This is a genomic window from Allobosea sp. 117, assembly GCF_000702305.1.
GTDB lineage: Bacteria > Pseudomonadota > Alphaproteobacteria > Rhizobiales > Xanthobacteraceae > Ancylobacter.
This window is the reverse complement of record NZ_JNLC01000013.1, coordinates 205,733-221,855: the sequence shown is the minus strand read 5'-3', so window position 1 is coordinate 221,855 and position 16,123 is coordinate 205,733. Positions and strand designations below refer to the sequence as shown.

Annotated in this window: 15 protein-coding genes and 1 riboswitch; of the genes, 7 read left to right on the top strand and 8 right to left on the bottom strand. The window is 67.3% G+C overall.

The window, feature by feature from the left end; translation table 11 throughout:
* Positions 1 to 33: 33 nt before the first annotated feature.
* Positions 34 to 1,188 carry a GNAT family N-acetyltransferase gene (locus U742_RS0112200; protein ID WP_248310343.1) on the bottom strand — a complete coding sequence of 385 codons (1,155 nt, stop codon included), beginning with the start codon at positions 1,186 to 1,188 and terminating at the stop codon, positions 34 to 36.
* A gap of 139 nt (positions 1,189 to 1,327) precedes the next feature.
* Between U742_RS0112200 and U742_RS0112195 the strand changes: the two genes are divergently transcribed.
* From U742_RS0112195 to U742_RS0112185, 3 genes are all read left to right on the top strand, one after another.
* The gene (locus U742_RS0112195; RefSeq protein ID WP_029353377.1) at positions 1,328 to 2,536 is read left to right on the top strand and encodes a pyridoxal phosphate-dependent aminotransferase; all 1,209 of its coding nucleotides are present in this window, start codon (positions 1,328 to 1,330) and stop codon (positions 2,534 to 2,536) included.
* Positions 2,537 to 2,585: 49 nt separating this feature from the next.
* Positions 2,586 to 3,140, top strand: coding sequence for a lysozyme inhibitor LprI family protein (locus U742_RS0112190; protein WP_051661111.1), 555 nt, complete (start codon positions 2,586 to 2,588; stop codon positions 3,138 to 3,140).
* Positions 3,141 to 3,252: 112 nt separating this feature from the next.
* On the top strand, positions 3,253 to 4,161 hold the full coding sequence (locus tag U742_RS0112185) for a sugar kinase (protein ID WP_029353373.1): 909 nt from the start codon (positions 3,253 to 3,255) through the stop codon (positions 4,159 to 4,161).
* A 19-nt stretch (positions 4,162 to 4,180) separates the two neighbouring features.
* On the opposite strand, the gene U742_RS0112180 is transcribed toward U742_RS0112185, so the two are convergent.
* The 4 genes from U742_RS0112180 to U742_RS0112165 all read right to left on the bottom strand — a co-directional run bounded on the left by U742_RS0112180 (position 4,181) and on the right by U742_RS0112165 (position 6,763).
* A complete protein-coding gene (locus tag U742_RS0112180; protein ID WP_029353370.1) occupies positions 4,181 to 5,029 on the bottom strand; it encodes an anti-sigma factor family protein in 849 nt (282 codons plus the stop codon).
* On the bottom strand, positions 5,026 to 5,559 hold the full coding sequence (locus tag U742_RS0112175) for an RNA polymerase sigma factor (RefSeq protein WP_051661109.1): 534 nt from the start codon (positions 5,557 to 5,559) through the stop codon (positions 5,026 to 5,028). The genes U742_RS0112180 and U742_RS0112175 overlap by 4 nt, the downstream gene beginning before the upstream one ends.
* 79 nt (positions 5,560 to 5,638) lie before the next feature.
* On the bottom strand, positions 5,639 to 6,058 hold the full coding sequence (locus U742_RS0112170; RefSeq protein WP_038361451.1) for a DoxX family protein: 420 nt from the start codon (positions 6,056 to 6,058) through the stop codon (positions 5,639 to 5,641).
* A 93-nt stretch (positions 6,059 to 6,151) separates the two neighbouring features.
* Positions 6,152 to 6,763, bottom strand: coding sequence for a tetratricopeptide repeat protein (locus U742_RS0112165; RefSeq protein WP_248310342.1), 612 nt, complete (start codon positions 6,761 to 6,763; stop codon positions 6,152 to 6,154).
* Between the two features lie 213 nt (positions 6,764 to 6,976).
* On the opposite strand from U742_RS0112165, the gene U742_RS0112160 reads away from it, so the two are divergent.
* A complete protein-coding gene (locus U742_RS0112160) occupies positions 6,977 to 7,864 on the top strand; it encodes a cation diffusion facilitator family transporter (protein ID WP_029353362.1) in 888 nt (295 codons plus the stop codon).
* Positions 7,865 to 7,988: 124 nt separating this feature from the next.
* Here U742_RS0112160 and U742_RS0112155 read toward each other — a convergent pair whose 3' ends face one another.
* Positions 7,989 to 9,209 carry a lytic murein transglycosylase gene (locus U742_RS0112155; protein WP_197028245.1) on the bottom strand — a complete coding sequence of 407 codons (1,221 nt, stop codon included), beginning with the start codon at positions 9,207 to 9,209 and terminating at the stop codon, positions 7,989 to 7,991.
* Between the two features lie 144 nt (positions 9,210 to 9,353).
* Positions 9,354 to 9,471: riboswitch (TPP riboswitch) on the top strand.
* Positions 9,472 to 9,562: 91 nt separating this feature from the next.
* Here U742_RS0112155 and thiC point away from each other — a divergent pair.
* The 3 genes from thiC to U742_RS0112140 all read left to right on the top strand — a co-directional run bounded on the left by thiC (position 9,563) and on the right by U742_RS0112140 (position 12,571).
* A complete protein-coding gene (thiC, locus tag U742_RS0112150) occupies positions 9,563 to 11,404 on the top strand; it encodes a phosphomethylpyrimidine synthase ThiC (protein WP_038361366.1) in 1,842 nt (613 codons plus the stop codon).
* 69 nt (positions 11,405 to 11,473) lie between these two features.
* A complete protein-coding gene (locus U742_RS0112145) occupies positions 11,474 to 12,079 on the top strand; it encodes a class I SAM-dependent DNA methyltransferase (protein ID WP_029353356.1) in 606 nt (201 codons plus the stop codon).
* 66 nt (positions 12,080 to 12,145) lie between these two features.
* On the top strand, positions 12,146 to 12,571 hold the full coding sequence (locus tag U742_RS0112140; protein ID WP_029353354.1) for an NUDIX hydrolase: 426 nt from the start codon (positions 12,146 to 12,148) through the stop codon (positions 12,569 to 12,571).
* Between the two features lie 66 nt (positions 12,572 to 12,637).
* Here the strand turns inward: U742_RS0112140 and oxlT (U742_RS0112135) are convergent, their stop codons facing one another.
* Both oxlT (U742_RS0112135) and oxlT (U742_RS0112130) read right to left on the bottom strand, forming a co-directional pair.
* Positions 12,638 to 13,933 (bottom strand): oxalate/formate MFS antiporter, encoded by a 1,296-nt coding sequence (oxlT, locus tag U742_RS0112135; protein ID WP_282568324.1) that lies wholly within the window; start codon positions 13,931 to 13,933, stop codon positions 12,638 to 12,640.
* Positions 13,934 to 14,542: 609 nt separating this feature from the next.
* Positions 14,543 to 15,832 (bottom strand): oxalate/formate MFS antiporter, encoded by a 1,290-nt coding sequence (gene oxlT, locus U742_RS0112130; protein ID WP_029353350.1) that lies wholly within the window; start codon positions 15,830 to 15,832, stop codon positions 14,543 to 14,545.
* Positions 15,833 to 16,123 lie beyond the last annotated feature (291 nt).

Sequence of the window (16,123 nt, the reverse complement as noted above, 5' to 3'; positions counted from 1 at the left end):
CCGCAGGCGGGGGAGGGAAAAAGGGCAGCCTCCTCAGCCGATCCGCTTCATCATGTGGACCAGGCGCCGGTCGGGCATCTGCTCGACGCGCTCGATGGAAAAGCCCTTGCGGCGATACCAGTGGATGTTCGCCGCCAGCGGCTCGCCGGTATAGAGGCGCAGCACGTCGCGGCCGAGGTCGGCGGCCCGCTTGTCCGCGGCGGTGAGCAACGCGTTGCCGAGCCCGGTGCCCTGCGAGCGCGGCGAGGTCGCCACGCTGTCGATCAGCAGATCGTCCGGCCGCGCCTGCAGGATCAGCACCCCGCCGACGCCGTAAGGCGCGTCGTAGACCCACACCTCGCGTTCCCGGAACACCCGGGCGTAGTCCCACAGCAGCGGCACCGGCTCGACGCCGAGCAGCGGCCGGTTCTTGGCATAGGCGGCGCGCTGCAGCTCCTCCACCGCCGGCAGATCGTCCAGCGTCGCGCGCCGCAAAGGCGGGCCGCCGGTCTCGAGCACGAGCGCGGTCAGCACGCTGAGCCGGGTGCGCTGGCGGCCCTCCGCGTCGAAATTGCCCGGCGCCAGCCAGGTCTCGAAGGCCTGCGTCACCTGCGGCCATTCCTCCTCGGTGATGGCGAACCAGGCGGTGTCGCGGTTGCGGCCCTTGATGATCATGTGGTTGCGAAACACGCCCTCGAAGCGAAAGCCGTAGCGCTCGGCGGCGCGGCGCGAGGGCGCGTTCAGCGCGTTGCACTTCCATTCGTAGCGCCGGTAGCCGAGCGTCTCGAAGGCGTGCCGCGCCATCAGATACATCGCCTCCGTGCCGCCCGGCGTGCGCGAGAGCGCCGGCGTGTAGAGGATGTTGCCGACCTCGATCACCCGGTGCGCCGGCTCGATGCGCATATAGGTGGCGTGGCCGACCGCCTTGCCGGTCGCCTTGTCGAGAATGGCGAGCAGCAGCGGGTCGTCCTTCTGCGCGGCGGCCGCATAATAGGCGGTGAAGGCCTTCAGGCTCTCGAAGGGCGGCACGCCGAGATAGGCCCAGAGCCATTCCTTCTCCTCGCCATGCGAGAGCGCATAGAGGTCGGCGGCGTGCGCCACCGCGTCGAACGGCACGATATCGACGAAGCGGCCTTCCAGATGGACGTCCGCGGGCCGCTCGGCCGGTGCGGGGTCGACCTCGGCGCCGAGGGGGATATCGGTGGTCATGGGCGCGGTATCGGAGCTCATCATGGCCGGTCGTCTTTTCGGGGAATGCCGCTCTTGAAGCGCGGTCCTGTCCATGTGACAGGAAGGGACAAACCACAAGTGAATAATCGGCAAGCCGCCGCCGGGACGAAACAACGCCATGCCGACCAGCACCCCTTCTTCGCGCCTCCGTCCGATTCCCGCCTTCGACCGCATCGGCGAGGAGAACGCCTTCGCCGTGCTCGCCCGCGCCACCGAGCTCGCCGGGCAGGGCCGCGACATCGTCAATCTCGGCATCGGCCAGCCGGACTTTTCTACCCCGGCGCATATCGTCGAGGCGGCGGTCAAGGCGCTGCGCGACGGCCACCACGGCTACACGCCCTCGACCGGCATCGCGCCGCTGCGCGAGGCGGTGGCCGCCGATGTCCACCGCCGCTTCGGCGCCGAGATCGATCCGGGCAAGGTGGTGATCGTGCCGGGCGGCAAGGTGACGATGTTCTCCGCCATCCTGATGTTCGGCGAGCCGGGTGCGGACATCCTCTATCCCGATCCGGGCTTCCCCATCTATCGCTCGATGATCGAGTTCACCGGCGCGCGCCCGGTTCCCGTGCCGATCCGCGAGGCCAATGGCTTCGCCTTCTCGGCGGAGGAGACGCTCGCCCTCATCACCCCGGCGACGCGCCTCATCATACTGAACAGCCCGGCCAATCCGACCGGCGGCGTGACGCCGAAGGAAGAGGTCGACAGGCTGGTCGCCGGCCTCGCCGCGCACCCGCAGGTGGCGATCCTGTCCGACGAGATCTACGACCAATTCCTGTTCGACGGGGAGAAGCACGCGACGCTGCTCGCCTATCCCGAGATCCGCGACCGGCTGATCCTTCTGAACGGCTGGTCGAAGACCTACGCCATGACCGGCTGGCGCATGGGCTGGTCGCTGTGGCCGGACGGCCTGTTCGAGGCGATGCGCAAGCTCGCCGTGAACGCCTGGTCCTGCGTCAACGCTCCGGCGCAATATGGCGCACTCGCCGCGCTGCAGGGTCCACAGGACTGCGTCGCCGACATGCTGGCCGAGTTCGACGCCCGCCGACATCTCGTCGTGAAGGGGCTGAATGCCCTGCCGGGCGTGAGCTGCGCCGTGCCGAAGGGCGCTTTCTACGCCTTCCCGAACGTCGCCGGCACCGGCTGGACCTCGGCCAAGAAGCTCGCCTCGGCGCTGCTGGAAGAAGCCGGCGTCGCGACCATCGGCGGCCCGGATTTCGGCGTGCACGGCGAAGGCTATATCCGCCTTTCTTACGCCAATTCCGCCGCCAACATTTCCCGGGCTCTGGAGCGGATGGGCAATTTCCTGAGCGAGGCACGGGCCGCCTGAGGGCGGGAAGCGGCAAAGACGGGGAGCCGGCGCGGTGAGGACGAAATCCATGCGGGTATTTCGTTCCGCCGGGGCGGCCGCCGCGCTTGCCGCCACCCTCGCCTTTCCGCCCGCGCCCGCCTCGGCGCAGGCACCCGAGGACTGCGCGAAGCTGCGGCAGAACCAGCGCGACTATCTCGATTGCCTCGGCAACGCCCAGAAGGATGCCGAACGCCGGCTGGATCGCGCCGTGGCGGGGGTGGTGGCCGCGATCGAGGCCACCGCCACGGTCCAGCCGGCCCAGCGCCGCCGCTGGATCGGCCTGATCGACGAGGCGCAGGGCCGTTTCGTGCTCTGGCGCAACTTCGAATGCCAGAGCATCGCGCCCTATGAGGGTGGCTCGGCGGCGAAGAGCATCGGCGGCCGGCTCGGCATGGGCATCGGCACGATGGAGCAGCGCTTCCTCTGCCTCATCCGGCTCAATTCCGAGCGCGCCGCCGACCTCGAGCGCCGCTACCCTCCGCCCCCAGGCTGGAGCTATTCCGAGCCGGCCCCGCAGCCGGCGCTCGAGCCGGCGCGCCCTTCGAACGCGGCCCCGGCACGCATCATCGAGATGCCGCGCTGACCCAGCGGAAATCCATGCGACTTGCCTGGGCAGGCGAATGCGGCGACCCTGCCGCCGAACGGGCCGCCGGTATCGGCGCCCCATGCGTAGATGCGTAACCGATGAGGTCCCCATGCCCCGTACCATCGCCATCGGCGAAGTCATGGTGGAGTTCGCCCGCGGCGCCGATGGCCGCTATGCCCTCGGCGTGGGCGGCGACACCTTCAACACCGCCGTCTATCTGGCGCGCGCCGGCGTGGAGGTCGCCTATGCCACGGCGCTGGGCGACGACCGCTATTCCAACGCCATCGTTGCGGTCGCCGAGGCCGAAGGCATCCAGACCTCCGCCATGCTGCGCGTGCCGGGCGGCATGCCGGGGCTCTATGTCGTCGACACCGACGCGCAGGGCGAGCGCTCCTTCAGCTACTGGCGCGACAGCGCGCCGGCGCGCCGGCTGTTCGAGCTGCCCGGCTGGGAGGCCGTGGCCGAGCGGATCGTCGAATCCTCGATCGTCTATCTCTCCGGCGTGACGCTCTCGCTCTATTCCAACATCGGCATCGGGCGCCTGCTGGCGACGCTCGAATTCGCCCGCGAGCGCGGCGCCCGCATCGTGTTCGACGGCAATTTCCGCCCGACGAGCTGGGGCACGGACCTGACGCGCGCCCGCGCCATCTTCGCCGAGATGCTGAAGCGGACTTCGATCGCCCTGCCGGGCTTCGAGGACGAGGCCCGGTTGTGGGGCGACGGCTCGCCTGCGGCGACCGCCGAGCGCATCGCCACCTTCGGCGTCGAGGAGATCGTGGTGAAGAACGGCGCGGATGGCGCGCTGGTACGCACCGGCAGCACCAGCCAGTTCGTCCCTCTGCCGCAGCCGGTCGAGCCGGTCGACACCACGGCGGCCGGCGACAGCTTCAACGCCGCCTATCTCGCCGCGCGGCTCGCCGGATCGGCGCCGGACATCGCCGCCGAGGCCGGGCACCATCTCGCCGGCCGGGTGATCCAGCATCGCGGCGCGCTGCTCCCCCGTCAGGCCAACGCATGACCGGCGGGCGCCTGCCGGCTCAGCCGGGCAGCCGCGCCTGAAGCTGCTCGGCCATCGCCCGCAGGCGTTCCGGCGCAATGCGCCCGGCGACCATGAAGCCATGCCGCCCCGCCGACCAGTGATAGACGTTGAGGCCGTGCAGCTCCTCGAAGCTGGGCGCCTCCGCCTTCGCGCCCGAGGAGCCCGACGCCTTCACCACGCAGAGCGCGACCGGCTCTCCCGCGTCGTCGACATAGGCGATCTGGGCGAGCGGCAGCCCGTCATAGTCGAAGAGCTGGGAGCGCTTCAGCGTGAGGCCCGGCAGCGTCACGAGCCCTGGGGCGAGGTCGAGCCCGAGGCGCGCGCCCACCGTCGCGAGCTCTTTGCCGCGCAATGCGTCGTCGGCCGGGACATCGCGGAAGGTCTCGGGCGTGTGGAGCGCGAGATAGGCGGCGACCGCGTCGCGCCAGTCGTCGGCGCTCTCGGCATCGTGCTGCGCCAGCTCGCCGCCGGGCGTCGCCGGAAGGCCCGGCAGATTCCGCGCCCCGAACCAGACGCCGAGCAGAAAGGTCGCGGCGAGAAGCGCGAAGCCCGCGAGAGCGAGCACGCCGCGGCGCGGATGGCGCGGGGCGACGCGCGGCATGGATGCGCCCGGCGCCGTCACCTCCGTCACGAAGCCGCGCAGATGCTCCGGCAGCGGCGGCAGACCGTCGAACGACCCCCGCAGCGCATCCCGCGCCTTCGTCATCTCCCGCAGCATGGCGCCGGCTTCGGGGTCCGCGCCGATCATCCGCTCGATCTCGCGCCGGCGTTCCGCATCGAGCTCGCCATCCATGAAGGCGGCAAGCTCGGCGTCCGAAAGAACCCGGTTATCGTCGCGTCCGTTCATGTCTGCGCAACCTCCGCGGGCCCTTCGCCGTCCATCCCGCCCAGCCGACGCGCCAGCGTCAGCCGCGCCGCCGCCAGCCGGCTCATGATTGTGCCGATTGGCACATCGAGTATTTCCGCCGCCTCGCGATAGGCCATGCCCTCGCCATGGACCAGGAACACCGCCGACCGCTGGGCTTCGGGCAGTTGCGCCACCGCCTGCAGCACCTGCCCGGCGAACACCTGCACGTCCATCTCGCCCGCTCCGTCCATGGTCAGCACCTGCCCCGCCTCCACGGTGCCGGCGCCCTGGCGCACCCGATTGGAGCGCAGCTCGTTCAGCCAGAGCCCATGCAGGATGGAGAGCAGCCACGCATCGAGCCGGGACCCGGCTTCGAAGAGGTGGGCACGCTCCAGCGCGCGCAGGCAGGTCGCCTGCACCAGGTCCTCGGCGACGTCCCGCCGGCGCGACAGCACGAGTGCGTAGCGCCAGAGCAGGACCAGATGCTCCGCAAGCCGCGCCTTCACCTCGTCCTGACCGGTGGTGGTCATGCGTACGGCCATCCGGGTTGCCGGCCGGCACAGTAGCACCGCCCGTTCGGCCTGGAAGTGCCGGCGCATGACGATGCGCTCACGGCATCGTCGGGGCCGCGCTCCGCCCCGTCCGTCGGGCGCGCAGGGCGTCGAGCGACCACCCGCCCGGCCCGAACGCCACCAGACCGAGGAAGCCACCGGCGATGGCGAGATTCTTCTGAAAGGCGATCGCCTGATCGGGATTGGCGAAATCGGTGTGGAACAACAGCGCCGTCAATCCGCAGAAGCCGGCGAGCGCGAAGGCGGCAAGGCGGGTGAACAGGCCGAAGGCCACCAGAAGGCCACCGCCGAGCTCGGTGACGATGACGAGCGGCAGCAGCGCCGCCGGCACACCATAGGCCGCCATGTAGTCCGCGGTCATCGCATAGGCGCCGATCTTGGCATGCCCCTCGACGACGAAGATCCAGGCGATGAGCAGCCGCCCGAGAAGAGCGACAGGATCCCGAAGCTGGTCCATGGGATAGGTCTCCCGAAGCATCGCTCCTGATCCGCAGGCCGCGGATCACAGGAGCAGGCGGGCGTGGCGGCGAAGCCGCCGCGCCCTTCGGGCTCAAAGCCCGGACGACGCCTTGATGGCGTGGTCGAGGTCTTCATATTCCTCGCAGGTCGTGCCGCAGAGCGTCTCGATGACCTTGAGCTGGTCCTTGGCGAGATCGAGCTTGCCCTGGATCACATAGGCTTCGCCGAGATATTCGCGCACCTGCGGGTATTTCGGGTCCAGCGCCACCGATTGCAGATAGTAGCCGATCCCCTCCTCGGTGCGGCCGAGCTTGCGCGTGACATAGCCGCGATAATTGAGCGACTTGGCCGTCTGCGGGCCCTGCATCAGGTCCAGCATCGTGAGCGCCTCGTCGTAGCGGTGCTCTTCCGCCAGCGCGAAGGCGTAGTCGACGATTTCGTCGTCCGGCAGCGCGCCGCTGCGCGCGGGCACGCACTGGCGCTTCCAGATGCTCCAGATCTCGCCCTTCTTGCAGGTCTGCGCCGAGCCGCCCGAACTGCCGCCCGAGCCTCCGCCGCCGCCGCCACCATTGCCGCCTCCGCCGCCACCGGCGGCAAGGCTGCCCGTCGCGACCGCCGCGCTCAGCAGGAAGCCGAGGGCGATCGCCGATAAACGCGGCCCGCGCCGCGCCGTCATCCGAAAGATATGTCCGAGGGATTGCATCGCGTCCTCCGTCGTGTCCGTGATCCGGACACGAGGCAAACACCTCAACCGGCAGGGTTATTCGGCGGGGGCACGAAAAAAGTCTCCCGCTACCCGCTAACGCTTCTCAGTATAAGTCGCAAAGCATTGTCGATACTTGCTTTTTCCTGATCCTGCCCGTATCGGAAAGCGACGACGGCGCCGCTGCGCTTTGGGGAGACGAGCCGGGCCGCCATGAGCCAGCTATTCAGAATCGCGATCATCAACGTCTTCGTCAGCATCGCCGTGCTGGGGCTGAAATATCTGGCCTTCCGCATGACCGGGAGCATCGCGCTCTATTCGGACGCGCTCGAAAGCCTGGTGAATGTCGGCACCGCCGTCGCCGCGGTCATCGCGCTCCGGTTCAGCGCCAAGCCGGCCGACGCCGCCCACCCCTATGGCTATGCCAAGGCGGAATATTTCTCGGCCGTCGTGGTCGGTGTGCTGATCGTCGTGGCGGCGCTTTCGATCTTCAACGAGGCCTTTCACGCCCTCAGGAATCCCACGCCGCTCGACGCGCCGGTGCAGGGCCTCGCGATGAACGGGGCGGCCGGCGTCGTGAACGCCATCTGGTGCGCCATCCTGCTGCGCGAGGGACGCCGCGCGCGCTCACCCGCGATCGTGGCCGACGGCAGGCACCTGCTGACCGACGTGATCTCCTCGGTCGGCGTGCTCGCCGGCGTGGTGCTCGCCAATGCGACCGGCTGGCCGCTGCTCGATCCCGGCCTGGCGGCGCTGGTGGCGCTGAACATCCTGTGGTCGGGCTGGGGCATCATCAAGGAGAGCGTCAGCGGGCTGATGGACGAGGCGGTGCCGGAGGAGACACTGAACCGCATCCGCACCGTCATCGCCGCCGAGGCGGTCGGCGCCATCGAGGCGCACGACGTGCGCACCCGTCACGCCGGCCGCATGACCTTCGTCGATTTCCACCTCGTCGTGCCGGGCGACATGCCGGTCTCGGAGGCGCACGCCATCTGCGACCGGATCGAGGACGCGCTGGAGGCGGCGGTGGAGGACATCATGGTCAACATCCACGTCGAGCCGGAGGTGAAGGCCAAGCACGCCGGCATCCCGGTGGTGTGAGCACGCTGAATCGAGAGCACTTTCCTGCCGATCAGATGATTCCACCTGATCGGAAAGGGCGTTAAGTTGTTATTTTATCGCGTTTTCTTCACGCGAACCGGTTTCCACTTCGCTCGAAAACGCTCTAGCCTCCCGCCTTCAGCCGCGCGATCAGTTCCAAAGTCGGATAGGAATCGGCCGGCAGGCCGAGACGCGCCTGCTCGGCCTTCACCGCCGCGCGGGTCGCCGCGCCGAGCTTGCCGTCGACGCCCCCGACATGATGGCCGCGCGCATTGAGCATGCGCTGAAGATCGGCGACCTGCGCCATGGAGAGCGTCGGGATCGTGCCCTGCCCGCGATAATAGGGGCCTGCCCCGGCGATCCTCGTCGCCAGATAGGCGGCCGAGGTGGCGTAGACCAACGAGTTGTTCCACTCCGTGTAGATGTCGAAATTGGGATAGGCGAGAAAGGCCGGACCGGTCCGCCCCATCGGCAGCAGCAGCGAGGCGGTCACCTGATCGCCGGGCAATGCATTGCCGTCGGCGCGGCGCACGCCCCATTTCGCCCATTGCGCGCGCGGCAGCTTGATGGCGAGGTCGGCCTGGTCCCATGGCAGGCTCGGCGGCACGCGAACCTCTTCGAGCCACGGCTGGCCGCGCTTCCAGCCGAGCGCGAGAATGTAGTTGGCGGCGGAGGCGAGCGCGTCCGGGGTCGAGCGCAGCAGGTCGACGCGCCCGTCGCCGTCGAAATCGACGCCGTAGTTCAGATAGTGGTCGGGCAGGAACTGGAACTGGCCGAGCTCGCCCGCCCAGGGCCCGCGCATGGTCTGCGCGGTGAGGTCGCCGCGGTCGATGATCTTGAGCGCCGCGAGAAGCTGGGTGCGGAACATGTCCGGCCGGCGGCAGTCATAGGCGAGCGTCGCCACCGAGCGCACCGTCTGCCGGTCGCCCATATTGGCGCCGAAATCGGTCTCCAGCCCCCAGAAGGCGACGATGACCGGCGCCGGCACGCCGAAGCGCTGCTCGATCCGGTCGAAGGTCGCGCGATTCTTCTGGATAAGCGCGGCGCCCTGCTGAATGCGGTATTTCGCGACCATGCGGTCGGAGAACTCGAAGAAGCTCTGGCTGAACACGCCCTGCCCGCGATCGGACTTCACCACGCTGGCGTCGTAGGAGAGGCCGTCCAGCGCGGCGGACAGCGTGCGCTGGGAGATGCCCTGCCCCGCCGCCTCCTGCCGGAACTGCGACAGCCAGGCGGGAAATCCCGCCGCGCCGGGACAGGGAGCCGCGCTTGCCGTCCCCGCCCCCGCCGCGAGCGCCGTGACGAGAGCCGTCTTCACCAATGCCGCCCTGAAGCCTGCGCGCATGCCCGTTCCCTGCCCCATCCTCGAATCGATGCCGCGATTTTCATGCAGATTGCAGCCGAACGACGACAATCTTTCCTACAGCACGATCTCGCGGCGATCGCCATGGTGGCGTTGACAGCCCCTGCGACCTTCGTCGTACACTCGTCCCGTTCCAAGGGGAGCCCCGCTAGGGGGCTGAGAGATCGCCGGCCGAAAGGCAACGCGATGACCCTTCGAACCTGATCCGGGTCATGCCGGCGAAGGGATCGGAACCAGAAGGCGCGCCAGAGGACCCGTGGTCCATTGCGGCTCGCCTTCCCTCCCCAACGTCACTGCGCCCGGATCTCCTCACCCACCGGTTCAGGAGATCCATCATGCCGACCAAGTCCAAAGAGACGCAAACGCCGCAAGCGAACCCCATCGGCGTCGCCACCGGCGCCATACCCGGCTCGCGCCGCATCTATGTCGAATGCGAAGCCCGCGGCCTTCGCGTGCCGTTCCGCGAGATCGTGCTGCACCCGTCCGCCGGCGAGCCGAACCTCGCGGTCTATGACGCCTCCGGTCCCTACACCGACCCGGATGCGAGGATCGACATCCATGCCGGTCTGCCCCGCCCACGCGATGCCTGGGTGATCGCGCGCGGCGATGTCGAGGCCTATGAGGGACGCACCATGAAGCCGGAGGACAATGGCAATGTGCCGGCCGACCGGCTCGTGCCCGCTTTTCCCGGCACACGTCGGCCGCTCCGCGCCAAGGCAGGCGCGGCCGTCACCCAGATGGCCTATGCCCGTGCCGGCATCGTCACGCCGGAGATGGAATATGTCGCGATCCGCGAGAACGGCCTGCGCGAGCGCATGAGCGAGATCATCCGCGACGGCGAGGATTTCGGCGCTTCGATCCCCGACATCGTGACGCCGGAATTCGTGCGCGACGAGGTGGCGCGCGGGCGCGCGGTCATCCCGGCCAACATCAACCACGGCGAATTGGAGCCGATGGCGATCGGCCGCAACTTCCTGGTCAAGATCAACGCCAATATCGGCAATTCCGCCGTCACCTCCTCGGTCGCCGCCGAGGTGGACAAGATGGTGTGGGCGATCCGCTGGGGCGCCGACACGGTGATGGACCTCTCCACCGGCCGCAACATCCACAACATCCGGGAATGGATCGTGCGCAACTCCCCGGTGCCGATCGGCACGGTGCCGATCTATCAGGCGCTGGAGAAGGTCGGCGGCGTCGCCGAAGACCTCACATGGGAGGTGTTCCGCGACACGCTCATCGAACAGGCCGAGCAGGGCGTCGACTACTTCACCATCCATGCCGGCGTCCGACTGCCCCATGTGCCGCTCACCGCGCGGCGCGTCACCGGCATCGTGTCGCGCGGCGGCTCGATCATGGCGAAGTGGTGCCTCGCCCATCATCGCGAGAGCTTCCTCTATGAGCGCTTCGCCGAGATCTGCGAGATCATGCGCGCCTATGACGTCACCTTCTCGCTTGGCGACGGCCTGCGGCCCGGCTCGATCGCCGACGCCAACGACGCCGCGCAATTCGCCGAGCTGGAGACGCTGGGCGAGCTGACGAAGATCGCGTGGCAGAACGACTGTCAGGTGATGATCGAGGGCCCCGGCCATGTGCCGATGCACAAGATCAAGGCCAACATGGACAAGCAGCTCGCCGTCTGCGGCGAGGCGCCGTTCTACACGCTCGGACCGCTGACCACCGACATCGCGCCGGGCTACGACCACATCACCTCGGGGATAGGCGCGGCGATGATCGGCTGGTTCGGCACCGCCATGCTCTGCTACGTCACGCCGAAAGAGCATCTCGGCCTGCCCAACCGCGACGACGTGAAGACCGGCGTCATCACCTACAAGATCGCCGCCCACGCCGCCGACCTCGCCAAGGGCCACCCGCTTGCCCGGGCCTGGGACGATGCGCTGTCCCGCGCCCGGTTCGAGTTCCGCTGGGAGGACCAGTTCCATCTCGGCCTCGACCCCGAGACGGCGCGCGCTTTCCATGACGAGACGCTGCCGAAGGAGGCGCACAAGCTGGCGCATTTCTGCTCCATGTGCGGGCCGAAATTCTGCTCGATGAAGATCAGTCAGGACATTCGCGACGCCGCTCTCGAGGCAGCGGCCGAGCGGGGCATGGACGAGATGAGCGAGCGCTTCCGCGCCGGCGGCGGGCAGCTCTATCGGCCGGCGACGGCAGCGGAATAGCGTTGCGCGACGTGCGAGGCCGGGCCATGGGTTCGGCTTCGCACGCTCACCACACGCACGGTTCGGCCGATGCCCTCTCCCGCTGAACGAATCATCGAGATCTATGAGAAGCACGCCCTCGACTGGGACCGGCTGGGGGGCGGGAGACACGTCGAGGCAGCCTGGCTCGACCGCTTCTCCGATCACCTTCCGACGACGCCGGCCAGCATACTGGACATTGGCTGCGGCTCGGGGGAGCCGGTGGCCCGTTATCTGGCCGGACTAGGCCACCGTATCACCGGCGTCGACACATCATCGACCCTGCTCGCCATGTGCCGCCGTCGCCTTCCCGAGCATGAATGGATCGCGGACGACATGCGGGGAATGTCGCTCGGCCGGCAATTCGACGGTTTGATCGCGTGGAACAGCTTCTTCCATCTGACGCCCGACGATCAGCGCCTGATGTTTCCTGTTTTCCGGGCACACGCGGCCGAGCATGCCGTGCTGATGTTCACGAGCGGCCCCGCTTATGGCGAGGCCATCGGTTCGTTCAATGGCGATCCGCTCTATCATGGCAGCCTCGGCGCCGAGGAATACCGCAGCATCCTCGCCGAAAACGGTTTCTCGGTCGTGAGGCATGTCGTGGAGGACCCGGATTGCGGGCGCCTGACAGTCTGGTTGGCGAGGCGGGCGTGACAGCGCTATTCGAGGACGATGCCACCAATCTGTGCGGACTCGCCGCCCATCACGGAACGCACCATCATGACCGTCCGCCCCACCGTCGCCGTCCTCGCCGTCGTCCTGCGCGGCGACGAAATCCTCCTCGTGCGTCGGGCCAATCCGCCCGATCAGGGGCTCTGGGGCTATCCCGGCGGGCGGGTGGAGCCGGGCGAAGCCTATCTCGACGCCGCCCTGCGCGAGCTCAACGAGGAAACCGGCATCGAAGCTAATGCGCCGGCGCTGCTGACCGTGCTCGACTTCATCGAGCACGACACTGCCGGCGCTCTCGCCCATCATTTCGCGATGATTGCGGTCGCCTGCCGCTGGCGTGCCGGTGAGGGCGAGGCGGCGGACGACGCGCTGGAGACACGCTGGTTCGGCCGCGAGGAGATCGCGGAGCTCGGCGCCACGGCCAGCCTGCGCGTCGGCTACCTCGCCGACCTGGCGCTTTCCGCTCGCGTTCCTTGAGAACGAGGCGGCCGCAAACAAAAAGGGCCTCCCGAAGGAGGCCCAGTCTGGAGGTATGGTCGTCGGTCAGTGACCGCCGGCCGGCGCGGGCGCCAGCGTGATGCCGTTGACCTTGGCCCATTCGGCGTTGCGGGCATGGTGCCTGACGAGCATCGGGCGCAGCACCAGCAGCGCGCAGAGCGCGGCCGACAGGTCCATCGCGGCGACGGTGTAGAGCACCGAGGACCAGGTGCCGGTGGCTTCCATCAGCAGGTTGCCGAACGGAACCAGCAGCGCGGCCACACCCTTGGCGCAGTAGAGCGTGCCGTAGATCTTGGCGACGTTCTTGGTGCCGAAGGTGTCGGCGGCGGTGGCCGAGAACAGCGAGTAGACCTCGCCCCAGGCCAGGAACACCATGCCGGACAGGATCAGGAACGCCCACGGATTATGGCCGAAGGTGCCGAGCGCGACGATGCCGAGGCCTTCCATGGTGAAGGCGACGAACATGGTCTTCTCACGGCCGATATGGTCGGAGATCCAGCCGAACAGCGGGCGCGAGATGCCGTTCAGGATGCGATCGAGCATCAGCGCGAAGGGCAGAGCCGCCATGGTGACGAAATAGAGGTTCACCTGGAAGTTCTTCACGCCGAGGTCTTCGGCGATCACGCCGAGCTGGGCCACCGCCATCAGGCCGCCGGTGACGGTGCCGATGAACATCGCGGCGAGAACCCAGAACACCGGGGTGCGCAGCGCTTCGCCAAGCTCGTAGTCGCGGCGGCTCTGGGCGACGCGGTCGGAGCCCTTTAGGCCCTTCGGCGGGTGCTTCAGGAAGCTCGCGGCGATCATGATGACCGCGCCCTGGATCAGGCCGAAGAACCAGAAGGTCTCGGAGACGCCGCTGGTGGCCAGCATGTTGGCGATCGGCAGGATGGTGAGCGCCGAGCCGGCGCCGTAGCCGCCGGCGGTGAGACCGACCGCGAGACCGCGCTTGTCCGGGAACCACTTGATCGCGGCGTTGACGCAGGTGGCGTAGACGCAGCCGACGCCGATGCCGCCGATGATCGCGCCGACATAGTACATGGTCAGCGTGTCGGCGTAGGAGTTCACGATCCACGACAGGCCGGTGAACAGGCCGCCGATCATGACCATCACGCGCGGGCCGTATTTGTCGATGAAATAGCCCTCGATCGGCGCCAGCCAGGTCTGGACCACGACGAAGATGGTGAAGGTGGTCTGGATCGCCGCGCGCGACCAGCCGAATTCCTTGGTGATCTCGGGGACGAACAGGGTCCAGGCGTACTGGATGTTCGCGGCGGCAACCATGCAGACGATGCCGGCGATCAGTTGCAGCCAGCGGGTCGAATCGGGCGTGCTGCCCGCCACGGCGGTGCTCGGTGTGCTCAAAGGCGTCTCCTCTCCAAATCAATTCATTCGCCGCGGATCGGCGTCGCGGAGCTCGTTAGGGGCGGCTCCGTCATTGTGTTTGGCCGTGGATCGATTACCCGTCCGCCGGCGGCCGCCTGTAGGGCGTGATTGTCTTGTTCAAGGTCATCGGCGGCTCCCTCGCGCCGGCGGGCCAAGGCCGCGGCCGCGCTGACGCAGGGGAGACGGATCCGATCCGCTCGAGGGGAGCATAATCTACAATATTATGTATGCCAATCTCCTTTCTTCGGATCGGCTTCGCTAGGTCAGGCCTGTGAATATCCTATCCAAGTCATAGTCATACGGGCGATATTTTTAGCAGTTATAAATTATTTAAATCGATAGTCTGCAAATGTTGACAGTTTATATTGCAATAGAGACGAAACATCGGCGGCAGAATTTAGGACGTGAAAGAGGTCTCTGCGTCAGCTTATTGAAGCTGACGACTGGAGGTCGGCAAACCGACGACTGCCATTCACAAAATATTACCTAACGTTAATTGGGGAGCAAAACAAAAAGGGCGCGCCCGAAGGCGCGCCCATATGCCCTGGCCGAACCCGGCCGAAAGGGTCACTTGGCCGGAACGGCGTCCAGCTTCGGCGCCGCGGCCGCCGACTGCGCATGATTGCGGCGCAGCGGCTTCAGCACGGCGATCGCCATGATCGCGGCGATGATGTTGAGCGCCGCGGCCGAGACGAACACCGCATGCCAGCTCCCGGTCATGGTGGTCAGGATGCTGGTGAACGGCACGATCAGCGCCGCCGTGCCCTTGGCGGTGTAGAGCAGGCCGGCATTGGTGGTGGCGAACTTCGAGCCGAAGGCATCGCCGCACATGGCGGGGAACAGCGAGTAGATCTCGCCCCAGGCGAAGAACACGATGCCGGTCAGCACCACGAACAGTACCGGATTATGGCCGAGCACGCTCAGCGCATAGATGCCGACGCCCTCGATGGCGAAGGCGACGAACATGGTGTTCTCGCGGCCGATATGGTCCGACACCCAGCCGAAGAACGGACGGGTGAGGCCGTTCAGCACGCGGTCGATGGCGGCGGCGAAGGTCAGCGCCGGCAAAGTGATGCCGATCAGGCTGACGGGCACGTCGGCGATGCCGAAATCCTTGGCGATCGGGCCGAGCTGGGCGGTCGCCATCAGGCCGCCGGCGGCCATCATGACGAACATCAGATACATCACCCAGAACAGCGGGGTGGTGAGCATCTCCTTCGGGCTGAAGTCGCGCGCGCTCTGGGCGACCCTGGCGACCGCGGCGGCGACGTCGGCCTTCTTCGGCGCGACGAGGAACAGCGCGAGGATGGTGATGATCACGCCCTGGCCGATGCCGAAATACAGGAAGGCGGCCTCGTAGCCCTGGTTCTTGATCATGTTCTGGATCGGGATGACCGTCAGCGCCGAGCCGGCGCCGAAGCCCGCGGCGGTGAGGCCGGCGGCGAGGCCGCGACGATCCGGGAACCACTTCAGCGAGTTGCCGACGCAGGTGCCGTACACCGCGCCCGCGCCGATGCCGCCGAGCGCGGCGGCGACATAGAGCGTGGCGAGCGAGGTCGCATAGGCGTTCAGCACCCAGGCGAGGCCGCAGAGCACGCCGCCGAACAGCACGACGATGCGCGGGCCGTATTTATCGACGAACCAGCCCTCGATCGGCACCAGCCAGGTCTCGGTGACGATGAAGATCGAGAAGGCAACCTGGATCGCGGCGCGATCCCAGCCATGCCGCTCCTGGATCGGGTTCACGAAGAACGTCCAGCCATACTGCATGTTGGCGATCATGCACATGCAGATGATGCCGAACAGAAGTTGCAGCCAGCGCTTATTGTTCACGGATGACGTTGCGGTAGTCGTCATGATATCCTTGGACCTTCCCTAAGGTAGATGCTCAAATACTGTTATTGTTGTTTTTGGACATGAGGGATCGATCGGCGGCATCTAAACCGCGCGGATCGCGTCATGACATCAGCTATACAATAAAAAGTGCCGCATGCAAAATTTTGCATGCCAGATTTTCGCAGAAATTTTGCGTCAATACATGACGTTAGGGAATTCTGATCTAACGCAACGTCATGAGGGAGGGTGACGCAATGTTCGTACACAATCGTTGCGGCAGGCGCCGGCCGGACGCGGCGCTCCGCGATCGGG